This window comes from Mesorhizobium sp. KR1-2, from assembly GCF_040045035.1.
GTDB lineage: Bacteria > Pseudomonadota > Alphaproteobacteria > Rhizobiales > Rhizobiaceae > Pseudaminobacter.
Genome location: NZ_JBDZDS010000008.1, coordinates 214,258 through 237,786, shown reverse-complemented (window position 1 = coordinate 237,786; position 23,529 = coordinate 214,258). Strand labels below are relative to the sequence as shown.

Here is a 23,529-nt window from a genome sequence, read left to right as displayed (position 1 = left end):
GAGAAGCTCCTGTTCAGGCGTGTTTCGATGCGGTCTTGGCGCTTGTCGCCCGGCGAATGAGACGCGCGAGCGCAATGCCGCCAACCATCGCGGCAACGAAGATGAAGGCCTCGGCCTTCATGAGGCCTATTGCGGGGACGGCACCGCCGGGGCAGAAGCCGGCAATGCCCCAGCCGATGCCGAAGGTTGCCGAGCCGGCCAGGAGCGGCAGGTCGAGATCCTTCCTGGTGGGCAGATAGAACTTCGGCTCGAAAACCGGCGCCGCGCGTTTGAGGACCAGGAAATAACCGACGGCCGTGACCGCCAGCGCGCCTCCCATGACGAAGGCGAGCGAAGGGTCCCAACTTCCGGCGATATCGAAGAAGTTCAAAACCTTGGCAGGGTTGATCATGCCCGAGATGGCGATGCCGGCGCCAAAAATCAGGCCGGAGATGAGGGCGGACAGAATTCGCGGCATCAGAAGCCTCCCAGAACGTGGCGGACAACGAAGACAGTGACGGCCGTGGTCACCATGAAGGCCAGTGTGGCAGTGATCGAGCGTACCGACAGCCGGGCCATCCCGCAGACCCCATGTCCCGAGGTGCAGCCGGAGCCATAGGTGATGCCTATGCCGACGATCAGGCCGCTAACGACAATCCAGGGCGTCGAAACGGTGGTCTGGAAGGGAATGTCGTAGCCACCGGCGGTCAGGATCAGGGCTGGTGCTGCAAACGCGCCAACCAGAAAGGCGGCCCGCCAGGCCCAGTCGGGCGAGACTGGAGGCAGGATGCCGCCAAGTATGCCGGACATGCCAGCAATACGGCCGTTGAAGGCCATCAGCAGAACGGCGGCAAGCCCAATCAGCGTTCCGCCGAACAGCGAGGCGAATGGGGTAAATTCTGTCATGATGCTAGTTCTTTGTTGGTAGAGATCTGATTATCCGGCCTGCAAAAGAGCCGGTGCATGGTGGCAATGAAGATTTCGACACGGGGATCAGCCAGCCGATAGAAGACCTGCTTGCCCTCCTTCCGGCCGACTATTAGGCCCGCCTCCCTGAGTTCGGCGAGCTGTTGCGACAGCCCCGGCTGGCGGATGCCGAGAAGGTCCTCCAGCTCGCGCACCGAACGCTCTCCATCTGTGAGGGCGCAGGCGACCAGAAGGCGATCCGAGTTCGAAAGCTTCTTCAGAAAGCTCGATGCCTCATCGACATTTGCCTTCATGTTCGCCGCTTCCCGCGAAAGGGTCTCTGTTGATGTCAATCCAGTGATCTCCGGCTGCTTAATATGTATCGTGAACTGCCTCCTCCAGGACACTGGTCTAGTGGAAATGGGCTGGTCGATGGCTGCTGCGAGACTGCCCCGCACAGGGATGTGCGCCATGATCAGTCCGCCAAGTTGTGGCAGCTTCATATAACTAGCATAAAACGATTTCGAAAAATTGCAATCATTAATTTCTACTTTTTTGCAGAGCATTCCAACTCGGATGCCGAACCCAGATCGCGGGTCGTCTCGGCATTCGAGGCATCCCGACGATGGTTCTGTTCCAGCACGGTTATGGGGTCGGACGGGGGTGGGGTACCATGACTTCACGACAGATCATCGACTGGGCCGTACGTACCTCGGGCCGACGTGCGCCAACAGACTGAGCCGGATCGCGAAGTCAACCTTCGTTGGCGTCCTTCAGCTCGATGAAGCGCGTCGGTGCCAGGCGACTTTCTTTGGGCGGCCCCGAGCACCAGAACTCAGGCATCTGCCCCATCACCTTATTGGCGACGAATGAAACGTCCGCTTCTGCCGGAAATGCTCCCATCCGCGCTTGTGTAAGCCATCCTGCCGTTCACGAACAAGGCTTCGATGCCCGTTGCGGGTGCGATGGGCTTATCAAACGTAGCAGCGTCGATGATCGTCGCCGGGTCAAACACCACGAGATCGGCGAAGTAGCCGACCGCCACCTGGCCCCGATCCTTTAGCCGGAATTTTGCCGCCGGCAGGCTTGTCATCTTGCGCACGGCTTCTTCTAGTGGGAACAAACCGACATCCCGGGAATAGTGCCCGAGAACTCTTGGAAATGTTCCCCAAAGGCGGGGATGCGGGTGCTGGTCATGGGGAATGCCGTCCGAGCCGATCATCACCAGAGGATTGGCAAGAATGCGCTGAACGTCATCCTCGTGCATGTCGAAATAGACCGCCCCTGCAGGAGCAAGCCGGGCGCTCGCTTCCTTCTGGCTCACGCCCCATTCGGCCGCGATATCGGAAAGATCGCGCGCCGCCATCTCGGGGTGGGGCGTGGACCACGTGACCATCACGCGGATGCTTTCGTCCACCCATTCGGGCAGAAGAATTGTCGAGCTCGCGGCGTAAGGGTACGCGTCGACGCCAACTTCCTGCTTCGCGGCGGCGGCTTCGATCGCGCGCAGCGTATGGACGCTTCGCCCCCAGTTTCGCCTGCCTGCGCATTTGTGGTGCGAGACCACCACCGGCACATCGGCGCGCCGGCCGGTCTCGAACGTCTCCTCGAGCGACTCCATGACGAAGTCATCCTCATCGCGCATATGGGTGGTGTAGATCCCGCCGGCCAACGCAACTTCCCGCGCGAGCAGGACCACTTCGTCGATCTCGGCTGCACGAGCCGGGGGATAGTAGAGCCCGGTCGACAGACCAATGGCGCCATCTTCCAGGGCTGACGCGAGGATCTGCCTCATGTCTTCGATTTCGGACTCGGTTGCCGGGCGGTCTAGATCTCCCATGACGGCGACCCGCAACGACGAGTGGCCGACGAGAGCAGCCACATTGACCGCCGGGGAAGCCGAGGCAACCGCCTCGATATAATCGGCCATGCGGCCGAAGCGGAAGTCTTTTGCGCTACCGAGCAGATTGAGAGGCTGAGGCGGTTCCTCCTGCAGCACCAATGGTGACAGGCTAACCCCGCAGTTTCCCACGATTACCGTTGAAATGCCTTGGCTGACCTTCGGTGCCATGGCCGGATCGATCAAAACCAACCGGTCGTCATGCGTATGAACATCGATGAAGCCGGGGCTGACCGCGCGTCCGCCGACATCCATGCGTGCGTCGCCGAGCAGTGTGCCCGGCTCGGCGATAGTCGCGATCCGATCGTCCCTTATGCCGATATCGCCCGGAAAGCCGGGCTTTCCAGTGCCGTCGATGATGAGGGCATTCCGCAGTACCAGATCGTGGGTCGTGGCAGGCATCGACTGGGCACCTTTGACCGTTCGCGGGATCGGCTGAAAAATGTAAGAAAAATAAAAAGAGTTGACAGAAGTTTCATAAACTAACAGCCTTGTCCTCTGTCCTGTCAACCCTTGATGGCTTAGTTGAGAAAGCGTTTGGTTGAATATCTGGCCTCGGCGGATGCCAGTAAGTCGGAAAAGACGATCGGCAGCTATATGCTGGCGAACATGACCGGCATTCCATTTGAGACCGCCGCGTCTCTGGCCGCCAAGGTTGGCGTCAGCGAGCCCATGGTCGGGCGTTTTTGCCGTTCGCTGGGCTATCCGCACTTCAAGGCTTTCAAGGCAGTTCTCCAGGCAGACATAGGCGATCGACCATGGCTCATCGGGGATCGGCTGCAGGAATTCCGGGAACGAAGCAAAAATGGCGCGGACGAGCTGGCGCGCAGCCTGGACCTGGAGATGGCGGGCCTGGTCGCCGTGTACGAGCTGGCCCGGTCACAGTCATGGCAACGCGCGGTAAAGCTGCTGTCCGAGACACCACAGGTATATGCGGCCGGGTTCCAGACAGAGCGCGGCATCGCTCAGATCTTCGTCAACCAGATGGAGTACATACGGCCCGGCATACGACTTCTCGACCTTGCGGGAGGAAACTTCTCCGAACTCCTGCTGGCCGATGCAACGCAGTCCTGCCTCGTCGTCTATGAAGCGCGGCGCTATTCCCGCCTTGCTCCATTGCTGGTCCAGGAAGCCCGCGCGGCGGGCATTCCCATCATCCTGATCACCGATGAGTTCTGCGATTGGGGTCGCGAACTGGTGGACGAAATGTTCGTTGTCCCCACCCAGTTCAACCTGTTCTGGGATTCGACCTCCCTGATGGTCACCCTCACGAACCTGATCATCAATGGTGTCTTCGCAGCCCTTGGCCCGTCGGTCGAGCGGCGAATGAACCGCACGTCGGAGTTGTACAGCGACTTCATTGGCTATGTCGGAGACCCGTCAGGGCCAAAAAATTTACCAAGACCACTCCAAAGAAAAAAAAGGGGAACCAAATGAACTACATTCGCAAAACATTGAACAGCACTGCTTCGCTGGCGCTGGTGGGGGGATTGTCCTTTGCGCTTGCACCGGCGGCTTTTGCCCAGGAGGCGACCTTTGTCATCGCCTCATCTGCTGTCGGCGCGCCAAGCTACTATCCCGTCAAGGCGACGATGCTGAATGTTTCGAACTACCTGATCTATGATCGGTTGATCGAGCAGGACGAAAAACAGCAATTCCATCCGCATCTGGCGGAATCGTGGGATGCGGCGCCCGACGGTATGAGCTGGGTCTTCAAACTGCGCCAAGGCGTCAAGTTCCACGACGGCGAGCCCTTCAACGCGCAGACGATCGTCGACTGGCTGGCCCTGTTCCAAGGCACCGAAAACCAGTTCATGATCGATGCGATCGACAAGATCGAGATGGTGGATGACCATACGGTGAAGCTGCTGATGAAGCAGCCCGACCCGAACCTGCTTTTCAACTTCTCGAGCTCCTTCATGGGGGTTCCCAGTCCGAAAGCGGTGAAGGAGTTGGGCGATGACTACGGCATCACCACAGCCGTCGGGACGGGCCCCTACAAGCTCGAGAGCTTCGCGGTCGGCCAGGAGACGGTGCTGACTCGCAACGACGACTACACCTGGGGATCGGAATTGTCGCAGAACCAGGGTCCCGCCAAGATCCAGACTTTGACGATGCGCGAGATCCCCGAGCAGTCCACCGCTTTTCTCGAGCTGAAGACTGGCGGCATCGACCTGCTCTATGACGTACCAACCGACTTCCTGCCGCAGATCAAGGCGACGCCCAACCTGGAAACGCTTAGCCTTCCCGGTCTTGTCGTCATGTACATGCCGATCAACACCAGCGTCGAGCCGTTCACAGACGTCCGCGTGCGCGAGGCTACGGCCCTGGCCGTCAATCAGAAGGAAATTCTCGACAATATCTACAAGGGGGTTGGCGCGGAGGCGCACAACTTCCTGATCAGCTCGCTCGCGGAAGCGAACGTCGATCCGAAATACAATATTTCCTACGATCCGGCCAAGGCAAATACCCTCCTCGATGAGGCGGGCTGGACAATGGGGCCTGATGGCGTCCGCCAAAAGGACGGAAAGCCGCTTTCGGTGACGCTTTGGACCCAGGGCGACACCGAGTTCAAGCGAGTGTCAGAGGCGGTTCAGGCGCAGTTGAAGGCCATCGGCATGCAGGCCGAGATCACCGTTTACGACTCCAGCACCATTCGCGATCTCTACAAGAAGAACCAGCACCAGCTGGCCGTGCGCAGTTACGACTGGGCCAACGCCGACATTCTCGACTGGTTCTTCAGCGGCAAGCGGCTGGGCTACCCCAACATTTCGATGTGGAACGATCCCAAGTCGGAGGAGCTGAACCAGAAGGCGATGACCGGGTCTCGCACCTGGGAAGAGCGGGTGGCCAACTTCAAGACCTATCACGAGCATATTCTGTCGCAGTGGTTGTTCGCGCCGATCTACCAGCCGGTTCAGAACATCAGCTACAACAAGGATAAGCTTCGCGTGCCGGCAGAAATCCGTGGCCCCGGCCTGAGGGGCCAGACGATCCTGGACATGGAAGTAATGGAGTAAAGGAGGAGCAAGCGCACCGGGAGGAAAGTTTCACATGCTCGGATTTGCCGCGAAGCGCCTGTTGCTTCTTCTCCCGGTGTTCTTTGCCGTTTCGCTGATCATCTTTCTGATCGTCCATCTGGTTCCCGGGGATCCGATCGACAATCTGATACGCATCGGCGCGACGCCGCAGCAGAGGGCGGAGCTTGCCGCCAAATACGGCCTCGACAAGCCCCTGTTCGAACAATACTTCCTCTGGCTCGCCAATCTCTTCAAAGGCGACCTCGGCGACGCGATCGTGGTAAGACGACCCGTCGCCACCCTTATCGCCCAGAACTTGCCCTACAGCCTGACACTCGGCAGTCTGGCGCTGCTGTTTTCCACCTTCGTCGGAGTTTCCGCCGGTGCGACCGCTGCCGTTCACCGCGACAGCCTGGTCGACCGCGGCATCATGGGGCTCGTTCTGCTCGGGTCGACCATTCCCGGTTTCTGGATCGGCCTGCTTCTGATCCTTGCCTTTGCGGTTCAGCTTGGCTGGTTCCCGGTTTCCGGAGCACGCGGCTGGAGCTCTCTCGTCCTGCCGGTGCTGACGATAGGCCTCGGCGGAACGGCGCTGATTGCCCGCGTCACCCGCGTGGCCATGATCGACATTTCCCAGAAGGATTTCATCCTGTTGCTGCATGCCAAGGGCCTGCCGAACTGGCGCATTCAGATCTTCCATATCCTGCGCCACGCCCTGATCCCCGTCATCACGGTCTTGGCGCTGCGTATCGGCTGGATCCTGGGTGGCGCGGTCACCGTCGAATTCGTCTTCGCCAGGCCAGGCCTCGGCACTCTTCTCATCAAGGCGTTGAACCAACGCGACTATCCCCTCGTCCAGGGCTGCCTTCTGATGCTGGCGATAGCCGTGATGCTCGGCACGCTGATCGGCGACCTGCTCCAAGCCGCGATGGACCCGCGATCCAGGGATGCATTGAAGTCATGACCGTAAACGCAGACAGTACCTTTTACCGCGTCGTGGCCTCGCCGGGCGGCGCAATTGCCACGGTGTTTCTGGCGACGGTCATATTTGTCGCGATCTTCGCCGACTGGCTGGCGCCCTATTCGTTCGAGATACAGAATCTTCCGATGGCCAATACCCCTCCATCTGTGGCCCATTGGCTCGGAACGGACGAATTCGGCCGCGATGTCCTTTCCCGCATAATCCATGGCGCCCGGACCTCATTGAAGGTCAGCGTAGTGGCGATCTCGGTTTCGGTCTGCGTCGGCATGTTTCTTGGCGCCATGAGCGGCTACCTTGGCGGGATCTTCGACCGGATCGTCACGGCTGTCGTCGACTTGACCTGGTCATTCCCGGAAATCCTGATCGCGCTCATCTTCGTGGCGATCGTTGGCGCCGGCATGTACTCCACAATGATGGCGATCGGCATCGCCTATCTTGCCCAGTTCACCCGGCTTACCCGCGCCCAGATCCTGAGCCTGAAAAACGAGACCTATGTCGAGGCCACGGTGAGCCTCGGGGCAGGGCCGCGTCACGTCGTGTTTGCGCACCTGCTGCCGAACGCCCTGCCTCCCATTATCGTTGCCGCGATGCTTGCGACCGGCGACGGCATCATCCTCGAGGCAACGCTGGGCTTCTTCGGCCTCGGCGCCCAGCCTCCAATCCCGAGCTGGGGCGGCATGATGAGCAACGGCACCGCACAGATATTCACCGCCCCTTGGATCATCATCTTCCCCGGCCTCATGGTGGCGCTGTCGGTCATCGCGATCAACATGCTGGGCGACAGCCTGATCCGCGCGCTCGATATTCGCTCGCAAGTAAGGCCGGCCTGACATGTCGCTTCTAGCCGTAGACAATCTTTCGATTTCAATCGGGAACGTGACCCTGCTGGATGGCATCACCTTCTCGGTCGACAAAGGCAAGGTCCTGGGTATCGTGGGCGAATCCGGCTCGGGAAAATCTCTCACGGCCCTCTCCGTGATGGGGCTTCTGCCACTCAGCCGCGGTCGTATCCGCAGCGGGTCGGTGATATTCGACGGGATCGACCTGACCGGCTTGCGGGAGGCCGACTACCGAAAGCTGCGGGGCAATCGGATCGCTTTCATAGCCCAGAATCCGATGACGTCACTCGATCCCGTCATCTCTGTCGGCGACCAGATCGACCAGGTTCTGCGCCTGCACCTGAAAATGACGCGGAAGGCCGCCCGTCAACGCAGCATCGAACTCCTGTCGCAGTTGCGCATTCCCGAGGCGGCCGAGGTCTGCAAGCTGTATCCGCACCAATTGTCGGGCGGCATGAAGCAGCGGATTGTCATCGCTATGGCGCTTGCCGCCGACCCCGACCTGATCATCGCCGACGAGCCGACGACGGCGCTGGACGTGACCGTGCAGGCGCAGATCATCGAGCTGCTGGTCCAGCTTGTTCGGCAGCGCGACATGGCGCTGATGCTGATCACGCACGATATGGGCGTCATCGCGCAGGCTTGCGATGACGTGGTTGTGCTCTATGCCGGCCGAGTTGCCGAGAGCAACGAAGTCGGCGCGATCTTTCGCCAGCAGAACCATCCCTACACCCAGGCGCTGATAGGATGCATTCCGCGGGCGGGGATGGCGCCGGGCAGCCTGAAAGGCATTCCCGGCAGCGTTCCGAGTGTCAGTTCATATGCTTCCGGGTGCCGCTTCCACCCCCGTTGTCCCGCGGCGGCCGATGTGTGCCGCACGCAAACGCCGCAGATCACGAAAACTGCGGATGGGGGCCATGTCGCATGCCACTTCAGCGCGGGAGTGCAGGGATGACGCTGGGACATTCGGATACCCTCGTTTCGATCACCGACCTTAACCGGACCTTCACCGGCGGCAGGAGGCTTTTGCGCAAGTCGCGGACGATGAACGCGGTAAGCAATGTCTCACTGCAGATCGAGCGCGGCAGCGTCACCGGTGTGGTTGGCGAATCCGGTTGCGGGAAATCGACCCTCGCGCGCCTGGCGCTTCGCCTGATCGAGCCGACCTCGGGCCGCGTGATGTTTGACGGCATCGACATTGGGACGCTGACGCCGAAGGCGATGCGCAGCATGCGCCGCCGCATGCAGATGGTTTTCCAGGATCCTTACTCGGCTATCGATCCGCGCTATCGGCTGCAGGACGCCCTGCTGGAGCCGTTTCGGTTGCAGGGCGTCAAGTTGACCAAGGCCGAAGCCAGCGCCAAGGTTGAGGAGCTTCTGACCATGGTCGGCCTTCGCCCGGAGCTTGCCCGCAGCTATCCGCACCAGCTTTCCGGTGGCCAAAAGCAGCGTGCTGGCATCGCACGGGCGCTTGCGCTCCAGCCCGAGTTTCTCGTTCTGGACGAGCCGACCGCCTCGCTCGACGTGTCGATACAGGCGCAGATCATCGGCCTTCTGGAACGGCTGAAGGACGAACTCGGCCTGACATATCTCTTCATTTCGCATGATCTCGGTCTCGTCCGCTATTTCTCCGACCGGATCGTGGTGATGTATCTCGGCCGCGTGGTCGAGCTGCTGCCCACACCCACGGCACTGCCCCGCCACCCCTATACCAAGGCCCTTCTTGACAGCACCTTTGAACCCGACCCCAAGCTCAGGCGCGCGGTGGCGCCGGCCGAAGGCGAAATTCCCAGCGCCTTCGACCTGCCACCGGGATGTGCCTATGCCTCGCGCTGTCCCTTCGCCCAGGAACGCTGCCGGACCGAACGGCCGGAACTGCAATCACGCCCCCATCACAGTCTGGGAAACGCGGACGGAAACATGCCGCCGTACGAACATCCTGTCGCTTGCCACTTTCCCCTGTCGTTGACGTCCATCTGAGGAACAGACATGCCCTTTCAAGTTCTGACTGCCGAGTTCAAACACGAGTCCAATACATTCAACCGGAATCTCACGGGCTATGATGCGTTTCGCGGCAAGTTCCTCTATTTCGGTGAGGAGGCCGTGGCCAAGCGCTCGGATGCCAATACGGAACTGGCGGGGTTCCTCGATTCCGCGCGAAAGCACGGATGGAACGTCGAGCATGTGCTGAGCACTACGGCCGAGCCGTCAGGAATGGTGACCCGGGATGCTTTTGACCGCCTTGCCGGCCCGATCGTGGAAGCGGCCAGAAGGCTAAAGGACAGCCTCTCTGGGATCCTGCTTGGCCTGCACGGCGCGATGGTGACCGAATTCTGCGAAGACGGCGAGGGCGAACTGCTTGCAAGGCTGCGTCAAGCCGTGGGCCGCGACATCCCCATCGCGATCACGCTCGATCTTCATGCCAACGTCACGCCGAAGATGTGCGAGCTCGCCAACATCATCGTGTCGTACAAGACCTATCCCCATGTCGACATGCGCGACCGGGGCCTTCAGGCAGGAGACATCCTGCACCGCGCCATGCAGGGCAAGATCAAGCCTCGCACCATCCGCGTACATCTTCCCATGCTCGATGAAACCAGCACCGGGCGCACCGACCTCGGCCCGATGATCGAATGGGTGGCACGCGGTGTGGACTATGAAAGCCATCCCGACGTCTTCGCCGTCAGCATCAATTCCGGTTTCGGCAATGCCGACATTGCCGATGTCGGCCCCACCGTGCTTATCACCTGCCAGGGCGACGACACTGAACACTATGCCTTCGCCAATCGCATTGCCGGCGAAATGTGGGAAGGACGCCACAAGTCCTACAACACCTACTATTCCGTGGAGGAGGCAGCGGCCATCTGCAAGGCGCATAGAGCATCGAGGCCGATCGTAGTGGCCGACTATGCCGATAATCCCGGCGGAGGCGGCTATGGCGATTCGACCGAATTGCTGCGCGCGCTTCTCGAAGCACAGGTGGAAAATGCCTGCTTCGGCCCGCTGCTCGACCCCGAGGTCGCGCAGGAACTCAGCACCCGCGCCGTTGGCGAGACGGTGACCGTCAGCGTCGGCGGCAAGACGGACGCACGTTTCGGCGGCGGGCCTTTGGCCCTCGCCGGGACGCTGATGCTGGTCAGCGACGGCGTATTCACCGGCAACGGCCCGATGATCGGAGGCCTTCAGCTCAGCTTTGGCAAGACGGCTGTCCTGCGCGTCGACGGCATCGACATTCTGATTGTCAGCCACGTCACCCAGATGCTGGACTTGCAGCAGTTTGCCGCTTTCGGCATCGACCCAACTAGAAAGTCGGTCGTCGCCCTCAAATCCATGCAGCATTTCCGGGCCGCCTTCGAGCCGATCGCCGACAAGGTAATCGTCTGCGATAGCGGAGCGCTGTGTACCCTGCAGCTCGAAAAGCTTCCCTACCGCAACGTCCCGCGGCCAATCTTCCCCCTCGACAAGACCATGGAATACGCCGGCGCGTCATAAACCGCGCCGTTTCGGCACATCCGGTCTTTCTGCGAATAGTTAGGAAACGATTTTGACCATCGATAGCGACGTCGCGGTTCTTGGCGCGGGTATAGTCGGCGTGTCCACGGCCCTTCATTTGCAGGCCCGGGGGCGTTCCGTGGTGCTTGTCGACCGGCGCGGGCCCGGCGAAGAAACCAGCTATGGCAATGCCGGGCTTATCGAACGCTCCAGCGTGGTGCCCTATGCATTTCCGCGCAGCGTCCTGACCCTGCTTCGGTTTGCCTTGAACCGGTCTGCGGACGTCCGCTATCATTGGACGCACCTGCCACGCGTTGCGCCATGGTTATTCCAATATTGGCGTCATTCCTCGCCCCGGCACCTGGCAGATGCCGCCCGGGACATGCTTCCGCTGATAGAGCGGTGCGTCAGCGAACATCAGCTTCTCTTGAAGGATGCGGAGGCGACCCATCTTGCTCGTGAGACGGGCTGGCTGGAACTGTGCCGCACTCCGAAGGATCTGGCGTTTTCGAGGGAAGCTGCCGAGCGCCTGGGGGAATACGGGCTAAGCTACGATCTGCTGGACCGGAGCCAACTTCACGATCTGGAGCCGGCGATCAACCCTTCCGTTTTCGGTGCGATCCATTGGCGGGATCCTGTCACAGTGTCCAGTCCGGGTGCGGTGACCAAGGCGTATGCCGAGCTGTTCTTGCGACGGGGTGGGAGGTTCGTCCACGCGGATGCTCGGCAAGTGAAGCAGAGCGATGGGCATTGGAAGCTGCCATCGGAGGCAGGCGAAGTTCGGGCAAGGGATGTGGTTCTCGCGCTCGGGGCATGGTCGACGGATGTGACCGAGCAGCTCGGCTATCGCATTCCGCTTGCGGTCAAGCGCGGCTATCACATGCATTTTTCCCCGCCCGCTGGGGTTTCGCTGAATCGGCCGATCCTAAGCGAATACGGGGGCTTCGTCCTGTCTCCGATGCTCGACGGCATTCGCCTGACGACGGGCATCGAACTGGCGCCGCGCGATTCTGCGCCGACGCCCGTTCAGCTCGACAAGGCGGAGGCGATTGCCCGGTCGCTGATCCCACTCGGCAACCGCGTGGAGCCGGAGGCATGGATGGGGGTACGACCATGCCTGCCCGACATGAAACCGGTGATCGGCGGGGCCGGGAAGCACCCTGGTCTTTGGTTCAACTTCGGCCACGCACACCATGGTTTCACCCTCGGTCCGGTGACTGGCCGTTTGCTTGCCGAGCAAATGACTGGTGAGACACCTGCTGCCGACCTCTTACCATATCGTGCGTGTCGCTTTTGACGTGATCCTGAAAGTTCAGTGCGGCCTCCATCGCACTGAACGACTGACGCGAGAGAACGGCTTGCGGTCGCGGCGGCCGCGACGGCCGGCCCGTGACCACTACCTCACCGCGCGCGCCCGTCCCGGGCAGCGGGTTCGTTCATCGGCCCCATTTCTGTGAGTTCTCGCCGAAGCGCGACTTTGAGCTGGGGTAGGGTAGCCGGTTCATCGCCGGGCGGCCAGAAGCTTCTGCCTGAACACTTCAGACGGCGTCTTGAAGCCGAGACATTTCCGCGGCGTGGTGTTGAGCTGGTCACAGATGCCCTTCAGGTCGCTGTCGTTGACCGACAGCGGATCGAGGTCTCTCGGCAGCCATTTGCGGGCCCGGCGATTGGTGTTTTCGACCGATCCTTTCTGCCAGGGCGACTGTGGGTCGCAGAACCAGGTCTGCACGCCGAGCCCCGCCTGCAGATGGGGCCAGTCGGTGAATTCGGTGCCGCGATCAAAGGTGATCGAACGGCGCGCGGCTTGGGGAAGGGCGCTCAAGGTATCGATCAGCCCATCCATGATCGGCTTTGATTGCCGGTCGTTGTTGCGCAGGAACACGGTGAAGCGGCTGACCCGTTCGACCAATGATGTGACGTTGGCGTTGCCGAACTTCTTGCGGAACTGGATCAGGTCGCATTCCCAGTGACCAAGCTGCTTTCGCTCGCGGACAGCGTCCGGACGGTGCAGAATGCCGAGTTCCGGGCTGAATCGGCGGCCATAGCGTCGCCGGGCATGGCGTGGCCGGCGACGCGCCCGACGTTCGGGCAGATAGTGCCACAGCTTCATCTCCTGGCCGTCGCTCGAATAGGCAAAGCGGTAGATCGTCTCGTGACAGACGCGCGTCGGGCTTTTCTCGAGTTGCAGTCGGCCGGCGATCTGCTCTGGCGACCAGCCATGCTTGATCCGCTCGATGATCGCCGATCGCAGGCGCGGAAACCGCACCAGCTTGCGGTATCGGCTGCGGCGCTCCTTGGCCTTGTTGTGGGCCGTCACGCAATAATAGCCGATCAGTTCCGGCATCTCACGATCCTCAAAGGCGTTGCGCCGCAACTCGCGGAAAATCGACGATCGATGCCGGCCGAGTTTCTCGGCGATCACGTCGACGGCGACGCCGGCCTGGCACCAGCGTGCGATCTTGCGTCGTCCATCCAGACTGATTTGCGAGTAGGTGCGTTTCATCGGCGGTCCTTGCGTGCGATAAGCCATTGATATCGCTGCAAAGTCGCACTTCAAGGTAGAATCCACCCCCCCAACTCGCGAAAGTCAGGTAAGTTTAATTATGGAACTTGCCAGCCGACCCTGGGATCGCTTGGCAACAAAGACTGCCACGTAAACGGACCATTCCGCTAGCAGCACCGACGCAGGCGCCTACGCTTTCGTCCCTATAAAAAGCCCCGGCCAGCGGTATATTTTCGCATCGACCTCGACGCGAAGGATGGGAGCGATGATGGGCATGGGGAATATCCAGCCACGGGGTGAGGCAGGCAGAGGCTGGCGGTTCAGGTGCGGCATAGCCCTGTTCGTCCTGGCAGTCGTGCTGGTGCTGATGATCCCCCTTCTTGCCGCTCTCGGACTGCAGCCGGCCACCTTGGCAGCCATCACGGGCGCCGTCTTCATCATAAACAAGATCCTGCTCGTCATGGTCATCGCGCTCGTCGGCAAGGCCGGCTTCCAGGAGCTGAAGAACATCCTCGTCAGCTATGTCCCGCGCCTGCATGGGCTCGGGCCGGTCGGACCGGTCGGGCCGGTGCGCCATGCCATCGGGCTGGTCATGTTCTGGGTACCGCTCACATGGTCGATACTCGAGCCGTATATCGACCATTTCTGGCCGGGCATCAGACCCAACAGATGGGAGTATCAGCTCGCCGGCGATCTCATATTCGTGGCGGGCTTTTTCGTACTGGGCGGCAATTTCTGGGAGAAGGTTCAGGCGCTCTTCATTCGCACCGCCCACGTGGTCCATACGGCAAGCCACGCCGCTGACTGATGCCGGACGGCGCAAAAGGCGCTGCATGTCGCGTCAGCACGTTGTCTCAGGACCGAAACATATGGCCCGATGCCGGGCGCGCCTTGAGGATCGCCGAAAAGCGCGGATCGAAGGCCCGCGAGATCGGTTCGGCCGCGGCCCCCAGCGCCACCGCCCAGGGATCGGCCAGGCCCGCCTGCAGCCGGGCTTCGGGATAGCGCCCGGGCCGCTCGGCAACCGACGGCAGCAAGGGCTGCATGCGTTCGATCAGCCGGTCGATCAGCGAGCGCGGCGCACCGCCGCACAGGATGATGGTCTGCGGGTCGAAGACCGATTCCAGCATCTGCACCGTCCAGCGCAGCCGGTCAGCCGCCTTGCCAATCCAGTCTTCGACCTTCGGGTCGGCCCGCGCAACCGCGTCGGCGATCAGGTCGAACAGGTTCGGGTCGGCAGGGTCGAGATCCAGCGCCTTGCACAGCGAAGCGATGGATGCGAAGGTTTCCAGCGAGCCGATGCCGCCGCCTTGCTCGGGCGAAAGCGCCAGTATCATGCCGATCTCGCCGGCATTGCCATAGGCGCCGCCATAGGGCTCGCCATTGACGATCAGCCCGGCCCCGAGTCCGTAGCCCAGGAAGATGCAGATGGCATGGTCCACGCCATGGGCCGCACCCAGCATCTTTTCAGCCGTCGATGCGGCGGCCGCGTCGTTCTGCAGCACCACCTCCAGCCCGGTTCCGGCGGCGATCGTCTCCAGTAGCGGAAAAGCCTGCCAGGCGGTCATCGCCCACGGCTCGCCATAGGGCGCGCTGATCCCGAACGGGCCGGGCATGGCGATGCTCAGGCCCACGAGGCGTTCCTCCGCTTCCGGCACGCGTTCGCAAAGCGCGCGGCGCGCCCAGGCGATGAGATCGAGCACGACCTTCACGCCTTCGGTCGGTCCTCCGGGAGGCAGGTTGGCTTCCATCTTCGCCAGCACGTCGCCCACCAGATTGACCACGATAGCCCGCGTCACATGCCGGTCGATCTGCAGGCCGATGGCGAAGGCGCCCTCGGGCACGAGCCCATAAGGCGTGGCCGGCTGCCCCCTGCCCTTGCGCACCGTGTCGAGCGACATGACCAGTCCGTCGCGCGACAGTTCCTCGATGATGTTGGAAACGGTCTGCGGCGTCAGCCGGGTCGCCCGCGCGAGATCGGCGCGCGACAGCGCCCCGTTCAGCCGCAGGGCGTCTATCATCACCCGCCGATTATGGGCGCTGGCACCGCCGAGATTGGTCCCGCTCTTCGCCCGGATATGCCGCGTATCGTCCATCGACATCCCTCTTGACACATCCCCAATATTGATCAAGGAATATTTCAAGACAATTGATTTAATGAAAAGGCACAACGTTTTCGCACTCGGAGGGCGGTCATCGCCACAACTTTCCCCGGCCGGCAAGACGCCTCTGGCGTTTGAGCGGCTTCGGGGCTTGCTTGCATCCGGGCGCGGCGTTCGTCAAAACTGAACCCGGCAAGACTGCACAATGAGGTGGTGGAGGAACCAATGTTGAAATCGATCAAGACCGCGCTGCTCGGCGCAACCCTGTTCAGCGCAGCACTCGGCGGCGTGGCACATGCCGAGACCAAGCTCAACGCTCTGTTCATGGCCCAGGCCGCCTATAGCGAAGACGACGTACGCGCCATGACGGAGGCCTTCACCAAGGCCAATCCGGACATCACGGTCAATGTGGAATTCGTGCCCTACGAAGGCCTGCACGACAAGACCGTGCTCGCCCAGGGCTCGGGCGGCGGCTACGACGTCGTGCTGTTCGACGTCATCTGGCCGGCCGAATTCGCCACCAACAACGTGCTGGTGGACGTCTCCGACCGCATCACGCCGGCAATGAAGGAAGGCGTGCTTCCGGGCGCCTGGACCACGGTCGAGTATGAGGGCAAGCGCTTCGGACTGCCGTGGATCCTCGACACCAAGTACCTCTTCTACAACAAGGAAATCCTCGAGAAGGCCGGCATCCAGAACCCGCCGAAGACCTGGGCCGAGCTCGCCGAGCAGGCCAAGATCATCAAGGAGAAGCGCGTTCTCGACACGCCGATCTCCTGGAGCTGGGCGCAGGCGGAGGCCGTGATCTGCGACTACACCACGCTGGTCAGCGCCTATAAGGGCGACTTCCTGAAGGATGGCAAGCCGGCCTTCCAGACCGATGGCGGCCTGGACGCGCTGAACTACATGGTGGAATCCTACACCTCCGGCCTCACCAACCCGAACTCGAAGGAATTCCTCGAGGAGGACGTGCGCCGCGTGTTCCAGAACGGCGAAGCCGCCTTCGCGCTGAACTGGACCTACATGTACAACATGGCCAACGACCCCAAGGAGAGCAAGGTTGCCGGCAAGGTCGGCGTCGTGCCCGCCCCGGGCGTCGACGGCAAGAGCGAAGTTTCGGCCGTCAACGGCTCGATGGGCCTGGGCATCACCACCACCAGCAAGCATCAGGACGAAGCCTGGAAGTACATCGAGTTCATGACTTCGCAGGCGACGCAGAATGCCTACGCCAAGCTCAGCCTGCCGATCTGGACCTCGTCCTATGACGATCCGGCCGTCAGCGAGGGCCAGGAAGACATGATCGCCGCGGCCAAGGTCGCGCTGGGCGCGATGTATCCGCGTCCGACCACGCCGAAGTACCAGGAGCTGTCGACCGCGCTGCAGACCGCGATCCAGGAAGCCCTGCTTGGCCAGGCCAAGCCGGAAGACGCCCTGAACGCGGCTGCTGAAAACAGCGGTCTCTGATAAAAGTATCGCGGGCGGCGTTCATTGACGCCGCCCGTGGCTTTCCGCGGCTCGGCCCGGCTGCCGGAAAGCAGGTTTCTTCAGGGCTCTCAGGTTTCCCCTCATGTCCAGCAGCTGGATCAACACGCGCGCCTGGCTCCTCATGCTGCCGCTGCTGATCGTGATGGTTGCCGTCATCGGCTGGCCGCTGGTGGACACGGTGCGGCTCTCCTTCACCGACGCCAAGCTGGTCGGCACCTCCGGTAGTTTCGTCGGCATCGACAACTACGTGAAGATGCTGTCGAACGCCGGCTTCCAGCGCACGCTTATCACCACCACCTGGTTCGCCGTCATTTCGGTTGCGGCCGAGATGGTCGTGGGCGTCGGCGCCGCCCTTCTGCTCAACCAGCAGTTCTACGGCCGCACCGTGCTGCGGGCGCTGATGATCCTGCCCTGGGCGCTGCCCACCGTCGTCAACGCCACGCTCTGGCGGCTGATCTACAATCCCGAATATGGCGCGCTCAACGCGGCGCTGACCCAGATCGGCCTCATCGATGCCTACCGCTCCTGGCTGGGCGAGCCCGGAACCGCGCTTGCCGCGCTCATCCTCGCCGATACCTGGAAGAATTTTCCGCTGGTGGCGCTGATCGCGCTCGCTGCCCTGCAGGCCGTGCCGCGCGACATCACCGCCGCCTCCATGGTCGACGGCGCCGGCGCCTGGTCGCGCTTCCGCTTCGTCATCCTGCCCTATCTCGCCGGCCCGCTGATGGTGGCGCTGGTGCTGCGCACCATCGAGGCCTTCAAGGTCTTCGACATCATCTGGGTGATGACGCGCGGCGGTCCCGCCAACTCGACGCGCACCCTGTCGATCCTGGTCTACCAGGAAGCGTTTTCCTTCCAGCGAGCGGGGTCCGGCGCATCGCTGGCATTGATGGTGACCTTGATGGTCACTGTGCTTGCCGTCGTCTACGCCGCGGTCATCCGCAGAACCGCGGGAGCCAGCTGATGGAACGCCGCAGCCTCGCCGCCACGATCCTCGTCTACGCCTGCGCCTTCCTGCTGGCCGCGGTCATCCTCGCGCCCGTCGTGTGGCTGTTCGTGATGAGCATCTCCTCCACCACCGACCTCACGGCCAAGCCGCTGCATTGGTGGCCCGAAACGGTCGACCTGTCGCGCTATCGCCGGCTGCTGACCGCCGTCGGCAACACCGAGGGCGCCGCCTTCGTGGCCGCGCTGTTCAACAGCCTGCGCGTCGCCAGCATGGCGACGGTTACCGCGCTGCTGGTTGCCATCCCGGCCGCCTGGGCGGTATCGCGCACGCCCAAGGTGGGAACGTCGCTCTACGCGGTGATCGGCACCTATATGCTGCCGCCGGTGGCGCTGGCCGTGCCGCTCTACATGGGCCTCGCCGCGCTCGGCCTGCTCAACACCGTCTACGGTCTCGCGCTGGTCTATCTCACCATCCTCGCGCCCTTCACCACCTGGCTGCTGAAATCCGGCTTCGACGCCATTCCGCGCGAGATCGAAAGTGCGGCCATGATGGACGGTGCTCGCCTCGACCAGATTCTGCGGCTCATCACCCTGCCGCTCGCAGCACCGGTGATGGCCACCGCCGCGCTCTTCGCCTTCCTGCTGGCGTGGGACGAATTCTTCTATGCCCTGCTCTTCACCTCCGACCTCAGGGCCAAGACCCTGACGGTGGCGATCGCCGACCTCGCCGGCGGCAGGGTGTCCGACTATGGCCTGATCGCGACCGCCGGCGTGCTTGCCGCCTTGCCGCCGGTGCTGATCGGCCTGTTCATGCAGCGCGCCCTGATCTCGGGGCTCACACAAGGCGGCGTCAAGGGATGACAGTGACGGTACAGAACCTACGCCCGGCGGGCCTTGTCGCGATCGAACACGAAATGGCCCGGCAGAATGCCGACTCGATCGCCTCCTTCGAGGCGGCAAAGCCGGTCGCGCACAAAATCGCCGAGGCCTTGCGCGCCACCGGCCGCCTGCTTCTGCTCGGCATGGGCGGCTCGCACGCGGTCGGCCGTGCCGTCGAGCCGCTCTATCGCGACCTCGGCATCGACGCTGTCGCCGTGCCGCTCTCGGAACAGCTCGGCCAGCCGCTGCCGCTGTCGGGGCGCACCATCCTCGTAACCTCGCAGTCGGGCGAAAGCGCCGAAGTGCTGCGCTGGTTCGCCGAGGCCGGCGTGCCGGACCACACTTTTGGCCTGACGCTCGACGGCAATTCGACGCTTGCCAAGACCGTGCCCTGCCTAGCCGGCGTCGGCGGCAACGAGAAGGCTTTTGCCGCCACCCGCAGCCTCACCATCAGCTTCGCGCTGCATCTGGCAGTGCTTGCCGAGCTTGGCGCCGATCCCACGCAGGCGCTGGAAGTCCTCGCCAAGACGTCGACGGTCTCCATCGATGCGGCCGCCGCATCGCTCGCCAACGTCACCGCCATCGTGACCTCCGGCCGCCGCACGCAAGGCGTGGCTGAAGCCATCGCGCTCGGCCTCACCGAGCTGTCGCGCGTGCCCTGCTTCTCGCTCGAAGGCGGGCAGCTGCGCCATGGGCCGATGGAGATGCTGGGACAAGATGTCGGCGTGGTGCTGTTCCGCGCCGCCGACGCCACCTCAGAGCTCGTCGCGCGCATGGCCGCGTCGGCAGGGCAAGCCGGCTCGCCCGTGGTCGTGTTCGACGCCTCCGGCGAGGCGCCGGTCGCCGGCACCGAAACGGTAAAGATCGACGCCGCCTCCGGCGCCGCCGCAATCTTCGCCTTGCTGCCGGCCGCGCAGCGCTTCATGCTGGCCTTCGCCTCGCAGCGCGTGGCCGATGTCGGAACGCCGGTGCGTTCCTCGAAAATCACCAAGGTCGAGTAGTCTTATGACCCGATACCTCACCACCGCCGGAGAAGGCCGTTGAGCGCGCTGGACATCATCGGCGTGCGCAAGCGCTACGGCGCGGTCGACACGCTGAAGGGCATTGATCTCTCGTTGGAAAGCGGCGAGTTTTTGGTCCTGCTCGGGCCTTCGGGCTGTGGCAAGTCCACCTTGCTCAACATCATTGCGGGCCTCGCCGAGCCCACCGGCGGCGACATACGCATCGACGGGCGCTCGGTGGTGGGCGTGCATCCCAAGGACCGCGACATTGCCATGGTGTTCCAGTCCTACGCGCTCTACCCCAACATGTCGGTGGCGCGGAACATCGGCTTCGGCCTGGAAATGCGCAAGGTTCCAGCGGCCGAGCGCGCCGAGGCGGTGAAGAAGGCCGCAAAGATCCTGCAGATCGAAAACCTGCTCGAGCGCAGGCCTTCGGAGCTTTCCGGCGGCCAGCGCCAGCGCGTCGCCATCGGCCGCGCGCTCGTGCGCAACCCGCAGGTGTTCCTCTTCGACGAGCCGCTGTCCAATCTCGACGCCAAACTGCGCATGGAAATGCGCACCGAGCTGAAGCGCCTGCACCAGATGCTGCGCACGACCGTGGTCTACGTCACCCACGACCAGATCGAGGCGATGACGCTCGCCACCCGCATCGCGATCATGCGCAACGGCCAGATCGAGCAGCTTGCCACCCCGGCCGAAATCTACGAACGCCCGGCGACCCTCTATGTCGCCGGTTTCGTCGGTTCGCCCTCGATGAACATGCTGGATGCTCGCATTGCCGACGGCGTTGCCCGCATCGAGGGCTCGGACGTCGCCATCTCGCTGCCCGCCGAAACTGCCGCCAAGGCCAGGCCCGACCAGAAGCTTGTGCTGGGCGTGCGCCCGGAAAACCTGCGGCTAGCTTCGGATAGCGAAGCGCCGTCCTTCGAGGCGAATGTCGAGGTGGTGGAACTGACCGGCCCGGAACTCGTCGTCAGCGCGACGGTGGGCCCGCAGCGCATCACCGCCAGCCTGTCGCCGAAATCCGACATCCAGGCCGGCACCCGCCGCCGCTTCGCGCTCGACGCCGACGCCCTGCACGTCTTCGACAAGGAAACGGAAAAGCGGCTGTAGCTTTTTTGGATTCTGCAGTCAGGTCCCGCCTTCGCGGGGCCTGAAACTCAGGCCGATATCGTGACCGCCTCGCCCGGCATCCAGAACCAGCGCAGCGCCTCGGCTTCAGCGCTCAGCTCCGATTGCCGTGCGGCATTCCGGCCGGCCGCAGCATCGGCAAGTGTCTCCGCAAGCTGCAGGCAGGTGACAAAATCCGGCGTCGCCATGCCCGCTGCCGGTAGGCTCTCGTCGGACCATATGTCGGCCAGTTCAGTGAGTGTTGCAGGCCGGGGCGCCGGCACATCCGCCATGCGCCACACGCCGGCTCTTGCATCGACCCGGTAGAGCGGCAAGAAGTCCGCGCCGCGCCGCGCGATGAAGCGTACGGCCGAGACGATGTACTCCACCGTCTCCTCGCTGAAGAAATAGTTGAAGCCCAGCCGCACCCAGCCGGGCCGCAGCAGGCTCTCGCCGCCCGCCACCAGCGCCTCGTGCCGCGCCGCCTGCCCCGCGGGAATAGCCAGAAGGTCGTGCGCGTAAGGCCCCGCGCAGGAACAGCCGGCGCGCGCCTGGATGCCGAACAGGTCGTTGAGCAGCGCGGTGACAAAACCGTGGTGCAGCGTCTTGCCGCCGGCCCGGATGTTGAAGGCGAAGATGCCGACGCGCGCGGCGGTGGGTGAACCCAGGACCTCGATGCGCGGTTCGGCCAGCAATGCCTGCATGACCTTCGCCACGATGGCGCCTTCGCGCCGCTCGATTTCTTCCGCGCCCACGCTCGATTTCAGCTCCAGCGCGATGCCGGCGCGAATGTCGGCGACGATATTGGGCGTGCCTGCCTCCTCGCGCCGTTCCGCGTCCGAAACGAAGACGTGATGGTCGGCGGTGACATAGGCGACCGTGCCGCCGCCGGCGACGGAAGGCACCTTGCCGCACAGCAGCGCGCGGTCCGCGACCAGCAGGCCCGAGGCGCCCGGGCCGCCGATGAACTTGTGCGGCGACAGGAACACGGCGTCGATATGGTCGCCCGCGCCCGGCGCGCTCTCGGCCATTTCGATCGCCATGTAAGGTGCGCCGGCAGCGTAATCGCAGAAGAACAGCGCGCCGTGCCGGTGCAGAAGTGCTGCCAGCCTGCGCACATCTGTCTTGATGCCGGTGACGTTGGAAGCCGCCGAAAACGCGCCGATCTTTTTCGCCCGGCCCTCATGCTTTGCCAGTAAGTGTTCCAGCGTGGCGAGGCAGATTTGCCCCTCGCAATCCAACGGCACGCGCTCGACATCCACCAGCGCCTCGCGCCACTGCAGGTCGTTGGAGTGGTGCTCGTAAGGGCCGACGAAAACAACCGGCCGTTCGGCACCGGCCTTTCCGCGCAGATGCCCCGGCGCACAAAACCCCATGGCGCGGATCAGCTTGTCGATGGCGCCCGTCGCGCCCGAGCCGGTGAAGATCGCGGCGTGCCGCTCGCCCGCTCCCACCGCGCGCTTGGCCGCCGCGCGCGCCATCTCGCGCAGCCGCGTGGTCTCGCGGCCGGTGAAGGAGGTTTCGGTGTGGGTGTTGCCGTAGAAGGGCAGCACTTTTTCGCGCACCGCCTCCTCGACAAAATCCAGCGCGCGGCCCGAGGCGACATAGTCAGCATAGACCAGCGGACGCGGGCCGACCGGCCCTTCGATCAGCATCCCCTCGCCCACCACGCCTCGCCTGATCTTCTCGATTAGAGCTTTATCTTTGGAGCATGATCTTGTCCGAAAAGTCTGCAACTTTTCGGGATCATGCTCCAGCCCGTCAGGCGACGACGCCGAGGGGCAGCTCGGTCGAGTATTTGATCTGTTCCATGGAGAAGCAGGACGTGACATCGCTCAGTTCGATCTCGTCGATAAAATTCTTGTAGAAGGCGTCGTAAGCGGCGTTGTTTTTGGTGATGACCTTCAGCAGGTAGTCGTATTCGCCTGCCAGCCGGTTCACCTCCACGATCTCCGGGAACTTGCCGACGGCCGTGCTGAAGCGTTCAAGCCAGGCCCTGTTGTGCTGGTTGGTTCGGATCATCACGAAGACCGTCAGTTCGAGCCCGACGCGCTCCTGGTTCAACAGCGTCACCCGCCCGTCGATGAACCCCTCGCGCTCCAGCCGCTGCAGCCGCCGCCAGCACGGCGTCGGCGAAAGGCTGACGCGCTCGGCGATGGCTGATACGGACAGGCTAGCATCCTTCTGGATTTCGGAAAGAATCTTTTTATCGAAGTCGTCAATTTGCAAGGACCATCTCCATTATCGGGAATCTTGAGGGTAAACATTTCTATCCGCTTTCGATTTCGCTGGAAACGGAAATGGCCCGTCTAATCCGCGCGGGCCGTGGCGCCGGCCGCACAAAGAAAAAGCCCGGCGTCAGCGACGCCGGGCCCTCAAAAAT

General features: G+C 62.8%; 22 protein-coding genes. 14 read left to right on the top strand and 8 right to left on the bottom strand.

Features of this window, described 5'->3' with window-relative positions; translation table 11 throughout:
- Positions 1-13 precede the first annotated feature (13 nt).
- The 4 genes from ABLE85_RS17285 to ABLE85_RS17270 all read right to left on the bottom strand — a co-directional run bounded on the left by ABLE85_RS17285 (position 14) and on the right by ABLE85_RS17270 (position 3,187).
- Complete coding sequence (locus tag ABLE85_RS17285) at positions 14-457, bottom strand: DUF6691 family protein (protein ID WP_348793942.1); 444 nt, start codon at positions 455-457, stop codon at positions 14-16.
- The gene (locus ABLE85_RS17280; protein ID WP_348793941.1) at positions 457-885 is read right to left on the bottom strand and encodes a YeeE/YedE family protein; all 429 of its coding nucleotides are present in this window, start codon (positions 883-885) and stop codon (positions 457-459) included. Before ABLE85_RS17280 ends, ABLE85_RS17285 begins: the two co-directional genes overlap by 1 nt.
- Positions 882-1,199 (bottom strand): metalloregulator ArsR/SmtB family transcription factor, encoded by a 318-nt coding sequence (locus ABLE85_RS17275; protein WP_348793970.1) that lies wholly within the window; start codon positions 1,197-1,199, stop codon positions 882-884. Before ABLE85_RS17275 ends, ABLE85_RS17280 begins: the two co-directional genes overlap by 4 nt.
- A 542-nt stretch (positions 1,200-1,741) precedes the next feature.
- The gene (locus tag ABLE85_RS17270; protein WP_348793940.1) at positions 1,742-3,187 is read right to left on the bottom strand and encodes a D-aminoacylase; all 1,446 of its coding nucleotides are present in this window, start codon (positions 3,185-3,187) and stop codon (positions 1,742-1,744) included.
- Between the two features lie 135 nt (positions 3,188-3,322).
- Between ABLE85_RS17270 and ABLE85_RS17265 the strand changes: the two genes are divergently transcribed.
- Genes ABLE85_RS17265 through ABLE85_RS17230 form a run of 8 tightly spaced genes read left to right on the top strand, consistent with a single transcriptional unit; the run spans position 3,323 to position 12,415 of the window.
- A complete protein-coding gene (locus ABLE85_RS17265; RefSeq protein WP_348793939.1) occupies positions 3,323-4,222 on the top strand; it encodes a MurR/RpiR family transcriptional regulator in 900 nt (299 codons plus the stop codon).
- Positions 4,219-5,805, top strand: coding sequence for an ABC transporter substrate-binding protein (locus ABLE85_RS17260; RefSeq protein ID WP_348793938.1), 1,587 nt, complete (start codon positions 4,219-4,221; stop codon positions 5,803-5,805). The genes ABLE85_RS17265 and ABLE85_RS17260 overlap by 4 nt, the downstream gene beginning before the upstream one ends.
- Before the next feature lie 34 nt (positions 5,806-5,839).
- A complete protein-coding gene (locus tag ABLE85_RS17255; RefSeq protein WP_348793937.1) occupies positions 5,840-6,769 on the top strand; it encodes an ABC transporter permease in 930 nt (309 codons plus the stop codon).
- A complete protein-coding gene (locus ABLE85_RS17250) occupies positions 6,766-7,617 on the top strand; it encodes an ABC transporter permease (protein ID WP_348793936.1) in 852 nt (283 codons plus the stop codon). Before ABLE85_RS17255 ends, ABLE85_RS17250 begins: the two co-directional genes overlap by 4 nt.
- 1 nt (position 7,618) lies before the next feature.
- The gene (locus ABLE85_RS17245) at positions 7,619-8,581 is read left to right on the top strand and encodes an ABC transporter ATP-binding protein (RefSeq protein WP_348793935.1); all 963 of its coding nucleotides are present in this window, start codon (positions 7,619-7,621) and stop codon (positions 8,579-8,581) included.
- A complete protein-coding gene (locus ABLE85_RS17240; RefSeq protein ID WP_348793934.1) occupies positions 8,578-9,606 on the top strand; it encodes an ABC transporter ATP-binding protein in 1,029 nt (342 codons plus the stop codon). The genes ABLE85_RS17245 and ABLE85_RS17240 overlap by 4 nt, the downstream gene beginning before the upstream one ends.
- A gap of 9 nt (positions 9,607-9,615) precedes the next feature.
- Positions 9,616-11,118, top strand: coding sequence for a M81 family metallopeptidase (locus ABLE85_RS17235; RefSeq protein WP_348793933.1), 1,503 nt, complete (start codon positions 9,616-9,618; stop codon positions 11,116-11,118).
- A gap of 49 nt (positions 11,119-11,167) precedes the next feature.
- On the top strand, positions 11,168-12,415 hold the full coding sequence (locus tag ABLE85_RS17230; protein ID WP_348793969.1) for an FAD-dependent oxidoreductase: 1,248 nt from the start codon (positions 11,168-11,170) through the stop codon (positions 12,413-12,415).
- Between the two features lie 204 nt (positions 12,416-12,619).
- Here the strand turns inward: ABLE85_RS17230 and ABLE85_RS17225 are convergent, their stop codons facing one another.
- Complete coding sequence (locus ABLE85_RS17225; RefSeq protein WP_348793932.1) at positions 12,620-13,621, bottom strand: IS30 family transposase; 1,002 nt, start codon at positions 13,619-13,621, stop codon at positions 12,620-12,622.
- Positions 13,622-13,886: 265 nt separating this feature from the next.
- On the opposite strand from ABLE85_RS17225, the gene ABLE85_RS17220 reads away from it, so the two are divergent.
- The gene (locus tag ABLE85_RS17220) at positions 13,887-14,429 is read left to right on the top strand and encodes a transporter suffix domain-containing protein (protein WP_348793931.1); all 543 of its coding nucleotides are present in this window, start codon (positions 13,887-13,889) and stop codon (positions 14,427-14,429) included.
- A 46-nt stretch (positions 14,430-14,475) separates the two neighbouring features.
- Here the strand turns inward: ABLE85_RS17220 and ABLE85_RS17215 are convergent, their stop codons facing one another.
- Complete coding sequence (locus ABLE85_RS17215) at positions 14,476-15,717, bottom strand: ROK family transcriptional regulator (protein ID WP_348793930.1); 1,242 nt, start codon at positions 15,715-15,717, stop codon at positions 14,476-14,478.
- Between the two features lie 231 nt (positions 15,718-15,948).
- Here ABLE85_RS17215 and ABLE85_RS17210 point away from each other — a divergent pair, with 231 nt between their 5' ends.
- The 5 genes from ABLE85_RS17210 to ugpC all read left to right on the top strand — a co-directional run bounded on the left by ABLE85_RS17210 (position 15,949) and on the right by ugpC (position 21,149).
- Positions 15,949-17,187, top strand: a complete 1,239-nt coding sequence (locus ABLE85_RS17210; RefSeq protein ID WP_348793929.1) for an extracellular solute-binding protein — start codon at positions 15,949-15,951, stop codon at positions 17,185-17,187.
- Between the two features lie 103 nt (positions 17,188-17,290).
- Positions 17,291-18,172 (top strand): sugar ABC transporter permease, encoded by an 882-nt coding sequence (locus ABLE85_RS17205; RefSeq protein ID WP_348793928.1) that lies wholly within the window; start codon positions 17,291-17,293, stop codon positions 18,170-18,172.
- A complete protein-coding gene (locus tag ABLE85_RS17200) occupies positions 18,172-19,017 on the top strand; it encodes a carbohydrate ABC transporter permease (protein WP_348793927.1) in 846 nt (281 codons plus the stop codon). The genes ABLE85_RS17205 and ABLE85_RS17200 overlap by 1 nt, the downstream gene beginning before the upstream one ends.
- Complete coding sequence (locus tag ABLE85_RS17195) at positions 19,014-20,036, top strand: SIS domain-containing protein (protein ID WP_348793926.1); 1,023 nt, start codon at positions 19,014-19,016, stop codon at positions 20,034-20,036. The genes ABLE85_RS17200 and ABLE85_RS17195 overlap by 4 nt, the downstream gene beginning before the upstream one ends.
- A 39-nt stretch (positions 20,037-20,075) precedes the next feature.
- Positions 20,076-21,149 (top strand): sn-glycerol-3-phosphate ABC transporter ATP-binding protein UgpC, encoded by a 1,074-nt coding sequence (gene ugpC, locus ABLE85_RS17190; protein ID WP_348793925.1) that lies wholly within the window; start codon positions 20,076-20,078, stop codon positions 21,147-21,149.
- 47 nt (positions 21,150-21,196) lie between these two features.
- On the opposite strand, the gene ABLE85_RS17185 is transcribed toward ugpC, so the two are convergent.
- Both ABLE85_RS17185 and ABLE85_RS17180 read right to left on the bottom strand, forming a co-directional pair.
- Complete coding sequence (locus ABLE85_RS17185) at positions 21,197-22,813, bottom strand: aminotransferase class V-fold PLP-dependent enzyme (protein WP_348793924.1); 1,617 nt, start codon at positions 22,811-22,813, stop codon at positions 21,197-21,199.
- 94 nt (positions 22,814-22,907) lie between these two features.
- Complete coding sequence (locus tag ABLE85_RS17180; RefSeq protein WP_348793968.1) at positions 22,908-23,369, bottom strand: Lrp/AsnC family transcriptional regulator; 462 nt, start codon at positions 23,367-23,369, stop codon at positions 22,908-22,910.
- Positions 23,370-23,529 lie beyond the last annotated feature (160 nt).